8 protein-coding genes and 1 pseudogene are annotated in these 10496 nt (G+C 43.1%); 2 read left to right on the top strand and 7 right to left on the bottom strand.

Annotation, left to right across the window (positions count from 1 at the left end; all coding sequences use genetic code 11):
* Positions 1-246, bottom strand: a pseudogene (locus tag L4C44_RS21330) (IS3 family transposase); the annotation flags it as partial.
* A gap of 109 nt (positions 247-355) precedes the next feature.
* Entirely contained in the window at positions 356-1096 is a 741-nt protein-coding gene (locus L4C44_RS21325; protein ID WP_371713359.1) for a YciK family oxidoreductase, read from the bottom strand.
* A gap of 143 nt (positions 1097-1239) precedes the next feature.
* Between L4C44_RS21325 and sohB the strand changes: the two genes are divergently transcribed.
* On the top strand, positions 1240-2301 hold the full coding sequence (gene sohB / locus L4C44_RS21320) for a protease SohB (protein WP_428805678.1): 1062 nt from the start codon (positions 1240-1242) through the stop codon (positions 2299-2301).
* A gap of 186 nt (positions 2302-2487) precedes the next feature.
* On the opposite strand, the gene L4C44_RS21315 is transcribed toward sohB, so the two are convergent.
* The 3 genes from L4C44_RS21315 to L4C44_RS21305 all read right to left on the bottom strand — a co-directional run bounded on the left by L4C44_RS21315 (position 2488) and on the right by L4C44_RS21305 (position 7405).
* Positions 2488-4068: a SpoVR family protein gene (locus L4C44_RS21315; RefSeq protein WP_428805676.1), complete on the bottom strand. Its 1581-nt coding sequence runs from the start codon at positions 4066-4068 to the stop codon at positions 2488-2490.
* A 10-nt stretch (positions 4069-4078) separates the two neighbouring features.
* A complete protein-coding gene (locus tag L4C44_RS21310; protein ID WP_146492207.1) occupies positions 4079-5350 on the bottom strand; it encodes a YeaH/YhbH family protein in 1272 nt (423 codons plus the stop codon).
* A gap of 120 nt (positions 5351-5470) precedes the next feature.
* A complete protein-coding gene (locus L4C44_RS21305; protein WP_065676845.1) occupies positions 5471-7405 on the bottom strand; it encodes a PrkA family serine protein kinase in 1935 nt (644 codons plus the stop codon).
* 396 nt (positions 7406-7801) lie between these two features.
* On the opposite strand from L4C44_RS21305, the gene L4C44_RS21300 reads away from it, so the two are divergent.
* Entirely contained in the window at positions 7802-8515 is a 714-nt protein-coding gene (locus L4C44_RS21300; protein ID WP_128162605.1) for a MipA/OmpV family protein, read from the top strand.
* Positions 8516-8659: 144 nt separating this feature from the next.
* On the opposite strand, the gene L4C44_RS21295 is transcribed toward L4C44_RS21300, so the two are convergent.
* The gene (locus tag L4C44_RS21295; protein WP_065676847.1) at positions 8660-9229 is read right to left on the bottom strand and encodes an outer membrane beta-barrel protein; all 570 of its coding nucleotides are present in this window, start codon (positions 9227-9229) and stop codon (positions 8660-8662) included.
* Between the two features lie 547 nt (positions 9230-9776).
* Complete coding sequence (locus L4C44_RS21290) at positions 9777-10277, bottom strand: YfbU family protein (protein WP_146492206.1); 501 nt, start codon at positions 10275-10277, stop codon at positions 9777-9779.
* Between the last annotated feature and the right edge of the window lie 219 nt (positions 10278-10496).

Below are 10496 nucleotides of genomic sequence, written 5' to 3'. Positions count from 1 at the left end.
CTCTGGGGTTTGAGTTGAGGAAGAGTTTGACATAGTCGCTCCTAACGCTCTCGATTGTTCTGTTCCTTTAGACCAATCTAGTTGACCATGTTTGCGAAGCCAAACTAAAACGGTAGAGCGACCTTGGATCCCATAACGTTCTTGAGCTTGCTTATAAGTCATTTCGCCTTTTTCAACTTGGCTTACGACTGACAATTTAAAGGCAAGAGAATAATCTCGTTGAGTACGTCTACTTGTTGTTTTCATGACACTCTCCAATTTCATGTTGGAAATGTGTCAACCATATTTAGGACGGTACATAGATACAAAAAAAGCCGCGATTAAAGCGGCTTCTTGTTATTGGTTATAATATCAACTACTTAGGTTGAGCGTCGATACATTGGCCATTAATGTCTGTCACACTTGGGTTCATTAAGTGTAGGTACAGTGGGATAATGTCCAGTGGCGTTTTCAGCTTGTTAGCATCTTCACCTGGGTACGCTTTTGCACGCATGCGTGTTTGCGTGCCGCCTGGGTTGATCGCGTTAACACGGATGTTTGTGTCTTCAAGCTCGTCCGCTAAGATCTGCATCATACCTTCGGTAGCAAACTTAGAAATTGCGTAAGTGCCCCAGAATGCACGGCCAGAGTGGCCAACGGTAGAAGAGGTGAATACTATACGACCCGTTTCCGCTTTCTTAAGTGCAGGTAAAAGTGCTTGAGTCATCAAGAACTCAGACTTCACATTGATCTGCATAACATCATCAAAGGTTTCTTCATCAATCTGCTCAAACGGGCTCAGAGTACCTAAAACGCCAGCGTTATGAAGTAGACCGTCTAAACGACCGAACTGCGATTCAATGGTTTCAGCCATATCAACGTAGTTCTGTTTTGTCGCGCCTTTTAAATCCAATGGGATAATTGCAGGCTGCGGGTAACCAGCGCTTTCGATTTCATCGTAAATGAATTCTAGGTTTTTTACATTGCGGCCTAACAGAATGACAGTTGCGCCATGTTGAGCGAAGCTTAGTGCAGCTTGGCGACCAATGCCAGCACCGGCACCTGTAACCAAAATTACTTTATCTTTGAGGGCATCTGTAGAGATTGGGTAATCCACTGTGCTTATCCTTCTTTCTTTTATTATGTTCGTCATTCCATTGATGTTTAATCACACAGATAACCGCAGGAATGATGAGAAATTCTTGGTAATCGTGACAAGATGGTTACAATACACTAATTCATACAATAGGGGATATGACATTGGAATTTTTGTTGGACTACGGCCTGTTTTTAGCCAAGATTGCGACCGTTGTAATCGCCATCATCGCAATTTTAGTGATTGCTAAATCTGTGGGGGGGAAATCAAGCGCGATTAAAGGTGAGCTGGAAATCACGAACCTATCTGAACACCATAAACAGACGATTGAACAATTAGAGCACCATCTACACGACGATGCTTTCATCAAAGCCCGTGATAAAGCAGAAAAGAAAGCAGAAAAAGAGAAAGTAAAATCACGCGGTAAAGAAGTGAAGAAAGCAGCGAAAGAGGGTGAGCTTGATAGCAAGCGTGAACCACACCTGTTCGTTCTTGATTTTAACGGCAGCATTGATGCAAAAGAAGTAGCTTCATTACGTGAAGAGGTAACAGCGGTTCTGGCTGTGGCTCGTGAAGGCGATGAAGTCTTGCTGAAACTTGAATCTGGCGGTGGCATGGTTCACGGCTATGGCTTGGCGTCTTCTCAACTTGATCGTATCAAAGCAGCAGGTTTGCCTCTGACTATCTCGGTAGACAAAGTAGCAGCAAGTGGCGGTTATATGATGGCATGTATCGCAGACAAAATCGTATCTGCACCTTTTGCTATTGTTGGCTCTATTGGCGTTATCGCTCAATTGCCAAACTTCAATAAACTGCTGAAGAAACACGATATCGAGTTCGAACAGCTAACGGCAGGTGAGTACAAACGTACATTAACCATGTTTGGTGAGAACAGCGATAAAGCACGTGAGAAATTCAAAGAAGAGTTAGAAGAGACACATGGTCTATTCAAAGATTTCATTCGTGACCATCGTCCTGCGTTAGATCTTGAAAAAGTAGCAACTGGCGAACACTGGTTTGGCACGCAAGCACATGAACTTGGGCTGGTGGATGAGATCTGCACTTCTGATGATTTAGTCGTAGCGGCATGTAAGAACAAAACGGTTCTAGCGATTCACTACGTACAGAAGAAAAAGCTTTCAGACAAACTAGCGGGCGTGGCAGGCAAATCTGCAGACAGCGTGCTGATGAAACTGATTGAACGCGGCCAAAAGCCAATTGTTTAAGTTTATTCAGTTTTAGCTCTAGCTTTAGTGGCTCACGTCTATTTAAAGACGTTTGAGCCTTAAAAAGAAAGCGCATAAGTCATCAGACTTATGCGCTTTTTTATTGCTCCACTTCCGAGCGGGTTGACCACTATGGTGTAGGGGGAGCGGAGTTTCATTGCCATCACCGATGAACTGCGATGGGTATTAAATCTTGGCTCCATAGTCATTACGTTTTGGACAAGTCGTCAGAATCTCTCTATGACCCGTATCTTTGAGCTCTTCCAAAATCACATCAAAGCCCCACAAGCGATAGAGATGCTTCATCACTTCGTCGTAGCCTTTATCAAGCGGGATACGGTCATGAGGCACATACTGCAGCGTTATTGATCGGTCACCACGAACATCGACGTTAAACACCTGAATGTTTGGTTCAAGGTTACTTAGGTTGTATTGCGCCGCAAGCTTCTCACGAATCAGGCGATAGCCCGGGTCATCATGTATAGCACTCACTTCAATGGTGTTTTTTCGGTCATCATCAAGCACTGAAAACAGCTTAAAGTCACGAATGATCTTTGGAGAAAGATATTGGCTAATAAAGCTTTCATCTTTGAAGTTGTGCATTGCAAAGTGCACCGCCTCTAACCAATCACTTCCTGCCAGCTCTGGGAACCACTCTTTGTCTTCATCGGTTGGCTCTTCACAAATGCGTCGAATGTCTCTAAACATCGCGAAGCCAAGTGCGTAAGGGTTTATCCCGCTGAAGTAAGGACTGTTGTAAGCAGGTTGCGCGACTACACTGGTATGGCTGTGCAGGAACTCTAAGATGAACTTATCACTCACCAAGCCTTCATCATAAAGATGGTTAAGAATGGTGTAATGCCAGAAGGTTGCCCAGCCTTCGTTCATGACTTGAGTTTGTTTCTGAGGGTAGAAGTACTGGCTTACCTTGCGAACGATACGAACACACTCACGCTGCCAAGGTTCAAGCAGTGGTGCGTTCTTCTCGATAAAGTAAAGAATGTTCTCTTGAGGCTCGCTAGGAAAGCGGATTTTGGTCTCTTTTTCCTTGTCTTGATTTTTAGGCACAGTTCTCCACAGCTCATTGACTTGAGATTGTAGGTAAGCCTCTCGCTCTTCCTGCCTTGCGGTTTCTTCAGCAATGGAAATCTTCTCAGGACGTTTGTATCGGTCTACGCCGTAATTCATTAATGCATGGCAAGAATCAAGGAGCTGCTCAACCTCAGCGACGCCATATTTCTCTTCACAACCACTGATATACTTCTTAGCGAACAGCAAGTAATCGATGATGGAACCGGCGTCTGTCCAGGTTTGAAACAGGTAGTTGCCTTTAAAGAAAGAGTTGTGGCCATAACAAGCGTGAGCCATTACCAGCGCCTGCATGGTGACCGTGTTCTCTTCCATTAAGTAAGCGATACACGGATCTGAGTTGATCACGATTTCGTACGCTAAGCCCATTTGGCCGTGTTTGTAGTTTTGCTCGGTTTGGATGAATTTCTTACCAAAAGACCAGTGGTTGTAATTGATAGGCATACCAATGCTTGAGTATGCATCCATCATCTGCTCTGAAGTAATCACTTCAATTTGGTTCGGATAAGTATCTAAACGGTAATGCTGCGCCACACGCTTAATTTCGACGTGATATTTCTCCAATAGGTTGAACGTCCAATCTGGACCATCAGGCAGCATCTTGTCGTTTTTCTTCTGTGTAGCCTTGTCTCTATCGGCAATGTTTGATTTCTCTGCAACGTTTGATTTCGCTGTCATGGTAAGCCCCTTACGCTGTCTCTTTCTGGAACAGTTCTCTAAACACAGGAAAAATATCATCCACCGTCTTAATGTTTTTCATTGCGAAGTTGTCGAAGCTACTCTCGAGTTTTTCGTATTCGTGCCAAAGCGTTTGATGAGAGCGGCGTGTTATTTCGATGTAAGAGTAATATTGGCAAGTTGGCAGAAGCGTATTCACCAGCAGCTCTTTACAACGAGGAGAGTCATCAGCCCAGTTATCTCCATCAGAAGCTTGTGCCGCATAGATGTTCCACTCACCTGCAGGGTAACGGTCTGCGACAATCTCTTTCATTAATTTCAATGCACTAGAAACGATGGTGCCACCGGTTTCTTGGGAGTAGAAAAACTCATGCTCGTCGACTTCTTTGGCTTGAGTATGGTGACGAATAAACACAACATCGACGTTTTCGTAGGTGCGGTTTAGGAACAGGTAAAGCAGCACGTAGAAGCGTTTTGCGATGTCTTTGGTAGCTTGGTCCATTGAGCCGGACACATCCATCAAGCAGAACATTACTGCTTGGCTAGATGGAATAGGGCGCTTCTCATAGTTTTTAAAACGTAAGTCGAAGGTATCAATGAATGGCACGTTTTCAATTTTTTTGCGTAGCTCGGCAATCTCTTCTTTTAAGCGACTTTCTTCGAAGGGTTGTGCCGGTTCCGTCATTTTAACTTGGTCAAGTTGCTCCATCAGTAGGTTAAGCTCGCGCTTTTTACCTGCTGTCATCGCGGTTCTACGAGCTAGAGATTGCTGCAGTGAACGAACAATAGCTATGTTGGATGGAATCCCCGCACTTTGGTAACCAGAGCGGTGGGTTTTCCATTCGGTGATTTTGTTGACCTGATTTTTCTCTAGATTAGGCAGAGCTAAATCTTCAAAGAGAATATCAAGATACTCATCTTTTGAAATTTGGAAGGTAAATTCATCTTGGCCTTCGCCATCAGGGCTTGCATCGCCTTGGCCAGAACCACCACCTTGACCGCCACCTTTAGGGCGCTCAATTTTGTCGCCAGTGATGAACTGATCATTACCAGGGTGAACACGTTCTCTTACGCCGCCTTGACCTTGGTGAAAGCTTGGCTCTTTGATGTCTTTATGAGGAATAGTAACGTCTTCACCAGTTTCAGTATTGGTGATTGAGCGTCGGTTGACTGCATCGGCCACAGATTCTTTGATTTGCTCTTTATGGCGTCGTAAGAATCGCTGTCTATTTACAGCACTCTTATTCTTGCCATTGAGCCTCCGATCGATAAATTGTGCCATAAGAACTCCCTCTCAGCTGATGTCACGATCCTACTTTTTATTAGTGTATAAGAGTTATTAGGATATAAGAGTTATTGGTTTGTACGAGCTGCTCACGTGAGCAGCTCAATACAGTTTGGTTTATGAGGATTTACGAACTCTTAGATACCACTCAGATAGCAGTCTAACTTGTTTCTCGGTGTAGCCTTTTTCCATCATACGAGCAACGAAGTCGTCGTGTTTTTTCTGATCATCCGTTGAGGTCTTAGCATTGAACGAAATAACAGGAAGCAGCTCTTCTGTGTTAGAGAACATTTTCTTCTCAATCACAGTGCGCAGTTTCTCGTAGCTTGTCCAAACTGGATTTTGACCGTTATTGTTTGCTTTGGCACGAAGCACAAAGTTCACAATCTCATTTCGGAAGTCTTTAGGGTTACTGATACCTGCTGTTTTCTCGATTTTCTCGAGTTCACCATTTAGAGAAGCACGGTCAAATAGCTGGCCTGTTTCTGGATCGCGGTACTCTTGGTCTTGAATCCAGAAATCAGCATAGGTTACGTAACGGTCGAAGATATTCTGTCCGTACTCAGAGTAAGACTCTAGGTAAGCGGTCTGAATTTCTTTACCAATGAACTCTACGTAGCGTGGCACTAGGTATCCTTTCAAGAATTCTAGGTACTTCTCAGCGGTCTCTTGAGGGAATTGCTCTCGTTCGATTTGCTGCTCAATCACGTAGAAAAGATGCACTGGGTTTGCGGCCACTTCGGCTTGGTCGAAGTTGAATACTCGAGACAGAATCTTAAAGGCGAAACGCGTTGATAGCCCAGACATTCCTTCGTCAACACCAGCATAATCTCGGTACTCTTGGTAGCTCTTCGCTTTTGGATCGGTGTCTTTTAGAGTCTCACCATCGTAAACCCGCATTTTTGAGAACAGAGACGAGTTCTCAGGCTCTTTCAGTCTAGATAAGATACTGAATTGCGATAGCAGATCGAGTGTGCTTGGCGAACAAGGGGCTTTGGATAGCTCACTGTGCTCAAGCAGTTTTTGGTAGATCTTAACTTCTTCAGAGACGCGTAGACAGTAAGGGACTTTTACAATGTACACACGGTCGAGGAAGGCTTCGTTGTTTTTGTTGTTACGGAAGGTCTGCCACTCGGATTCGTTCGAGTGAGCCAGAATCATGCCGTCAAATGGCAGTGCAGAAAGCCCTTCGGTACCGTTGAAGTTACCTTCTTGTGTGGCCGTTAGTAGTGGGTGTAATACCTTGATTGGCGCTTTAAACATCTCCACGAATTCCATAACACCTTGGTTAGCTTTACATAGCGCACCAGAGTAGCTGTAGGCATCAGGATCATCTTGAGAGAAGTGCTCAAGTTTACGAATATCTACTTTACCAACAAGAGATGAGATATCTTGGTTGTTTTCATCACCAGGCTCTGTTTTCGCGATCGCAACTTGATCGAGGATAGAAGGGCGCAGTTTGATGACTTTGAATTTGGAAATATCACCGCCAAAATCGTGCAGTCGTTTCGCTGCCCACGGAGACATAATTGAGCGAAGATAGCGTTTCTCAATACCGTATTCGTTCTTCAATAAGTCGCCGTCTTCGTTTACATCGAATAGACAAAATGGGTGATCGTTTACTGGGCTTCGTTCGCCGTCAGCAGACAATACATAGATTGGTAATTTCTGCATCAGGGCTTTGAGTTTTTCAGCAAGAGATGATTTACCACCGCCCACAGGGCCAAGTAAGTAAAGGATTTGTTTACGTTCTTCTAAACCTTGCGCAGCATGTTTTAAGTAAGAAACAATCTGTTCAATCGCATCTTCCATACCGTAGAAATCTTTAAATTCGCTGTAGCGTGAGATGACACGGTTAGAGAAAATACGACTTAGTTGAGGGTCTTGAGCTGTGTCAATGACCTCCGGTTCGCCAATGGCTAGTAGTAAGCGCTCGGCAGCATTCGCGTAAGCACTTTTATCGTCTTTACACAGCGCTAAGAACTCTTGCAATGTCAGCTCTTCTTCCTTGGCTGCTTCATAACGTGATTGATAGTGGTCAAAAATACTCATAGTCACATTCCCCTTGTTAACCAGTTAAAACTGACGAGCGATTGAAAAATAGGCTCTCCCTACATTTTAAGGTTAGACCCGCTTCCACAATTTTGCTTAACAATTATGTATTTATTTACAATTTTGCGTGTGAAAAACTTAGCGAGCGCAATAGGCAACTTGAGGCGTGTAGAATCAAATTATTTTACATTCGAGCAGATCTAGCCGTTTGTTTTGTGATTTTAGGTCGCTTAATAATTCTCACGATGGATTTATGTGTATTAGATGTATAACTGAGCTCTATTGATTATTTGGAACGAAGTGCCATATAATGCGCGGCGTTATCAGAAATCGCTTAAAAAATAGGTAGAAACAGTGAAGAGTCTTTGGTTAAAAATCGCCATTGTTGGAACAACAATGTTCATGGCGACCGCTACGCACGCAAAAATATCACAATGGTCATTGGGTGTGGCTGCTTCTTATTCTCCTGCTGTGTACAAAGACACGCCGTCAAATCGCGCAGTCATTCCTATGATTGGTTACGAAGGCGAACACTTTTTCATGCGTGGATTTAGCGCAGGCTATCGTTTGTTACCAGCCGGCTCACCTCAGAATATTGTGTTTCGAGCGGTTTATGATCCAAGAACATTAAAGCCAGGTGACTCAGACAATGTGGACATTCAAAAACTAGATGAACGTAAAGCTTCGGTATTAGGTGGTGTTAGCTATCAAGTGATTACGCTGGTGGGTATGTTTGAAGCAACAGCGGGCTCCGACTTAGGTTTTAGACATAACGGTATTTACGCTGAAGCGGCTTGGCGCCTACCTATTCGCCGCAATGGCTGGGCGATTACGCCTTCGATTGGTTACGCTTACAACAGTGAACGCTTGAATAACCACTTGTACGGTGTGAGCTCAGCGGAAGCTGCAAGAACGAATCTAAACGAATTCGATGCTGACTGGGATGGCCAATACTTTATTGGTTTAGGTGGTTACTTACATGTAACGCCGAATGTTCGAGTAACTGGTGGCGTTCGTTACACCAACCTAGAGGGCGATATCGAGAACAGTCCAATCTTAGAAAGCGGCATTAATATGGCGGCAAACGTCGGTGTTGCTTACGTTTTCTAGTTAAAAAGAAGAAAACATAAAAGGGTTACTCGTGATGAGTAGCCCTTTTATTTATGCGAAGTACAGAGCGGTTAACGTCAAGACACCAAAAATCGTAATTACGATGATCTGTTCAACGACTGTAAAACTTTTCTACTTAATACCTTAGAAAGTGAAACCGGCTTGTAGGCCAAAAGTCTCCTCATTGATTAGGCTTATGCTACCGGAGTTGAAGTCGTAGAAATCGAAACCAACACGAGCCATAAACTTCGAGTTACCAAACATTGGTTGTATAGACTTAAACTCAGCACCGATGCCGTAAGTTGCGCCCCATTCGCTATTTGAATGTTTATTATTCACTGACCAATCTTTGTTAGTAATTGTTGATTTAACATTTACGTTTGAGTAAGCAAGACCAACTTTTCCGTAGATAGCAAAAGACTCATCGAAACTATATTTATACATTGGAGCTAAAGACATTTTGAAGTGTTTGAAATTGTCTTTGTACTTAGTTAGGTCACCGTGTACATCCGATGTAACCATTTTGCTGTCGGAATCTATGTAATTCATTGTTGATTCAATATGAAAATGGGTATCAAGAATTTGTGAGCCAGCAGTGAATTGTAGACCTCCGTCATCTCGGTTAATGCCAACGCCCCCAAGTACGTACATGTCGTTAGCTGCGAAAGATGAAGTCGACAGAATAGCTAGTGATGCAAGGATGAATTTTCTCATTTTTATCGCTCTGGTTAATAAATTTCGGTGAGCATTCTAGCGATTTCTTTCAAATAAAAAACACCGTTCAAAATGGGTATGGCGATTTTTAATTTGTATTAAAAGCTCCAAAGTAAAATTAATAAAGATGAATGATCTAATGGGTTATAGATCCTTGATTTACGTTTGTTGGTCAATGGACGGTATCAGAGAAATTAATGGGAAACGGTTCAATGTTTAATATCTTATCGTCATGTTTTATTCCAATTTTCTGTACGTAAAGCCCACTTCATATCCATATCGTTTCATTATTCCCGTTTTTTGTTGGTGATCACTCACTAGCTCTAGGCGTAGATAACATAATGACGAGCCCTTAGGTACAAACAAGCCCACTTCTCAAAGTGGACTCTCTACATGCGGCGTCAAATACTCGATTAACTGATGGAATCATTTGTGTTTCTAGTTGCTTGTTTTCTTTCTTTATATGCAGACATTAAAAAGGGTTACTCGTGATGAGTAACCCTTTTTGAAATTTTTTAAGCCAAGCTAAGGCTTATCTTTTCATGCATTAAGCACTAAAGATTTGAGATAGCTCTGTCGCACATAGGTGGTACTGGCGAGGGCAGTTGCGCCATGTTGTTAACATGCGACGGTACTTCTCTAGCATTGGCATTTGGCTATTGAAGTGGTGATCGGCTTTGTCGAATTGAGGGTAAAGGCCTTCAGAATCAACAAGGAAACGCACGTAGTGTACGACCTGTGCTTCAGAAGCGATATCAAAACCTAAGAACTGCAGACGACGTTGGTCTACTTCAGCACGCTCTTGCTCTGCAAGCATTTTGTTCGACTCTTGCATAGCATGGTACATCTCCATGATGTCGATAATTTCGCGACACTCTGCTTCAGTCAAACAACCAAACTCTTTGTTAAGCTCACGCATTTGGAGTTCGTAACCTCGTTCTACAATCGTTTGTAGACGTTGGTATTTAGCTGAGTTCTCAGGATCCATTTGAGACATTAGGTAGTATTGATTTGATAGAATTAGACGCTGAGCATTGGTCATTTCCATGGGAGGAGCCTCACTAAAAAACTAAATGTTGTATTCTTTGTTGCAGTAAGAGTAACAGCATTTCTACGAGTGGAAACATGATCTCAACACGGATTTAATATGATTTTTTGAATTGATAAACAAAAGTTGTAAAGAAAAGTGAAAGGATTGTTTGGGCCATAAAAGAAAACGCCCCAATCGAAATTGAGGCGTTTGAAATCACTATGAACGTAAGTCTAG

Origin of the sequence: Vibrio satsumensis (assembly GCF_050337435.1) — a bacterium.
Taxonomy (GTDB): Bacteria; Pseudomonadota; Gammaproteobacteria; order Enterobacterales; family Vibrionaceae; genus Vibrio; species Vibrio satsumensis.
Note: the sequence above shows the minus strand (reverse complement) of the source record. Positions and strands in the feature narration are given on the sequence as shown.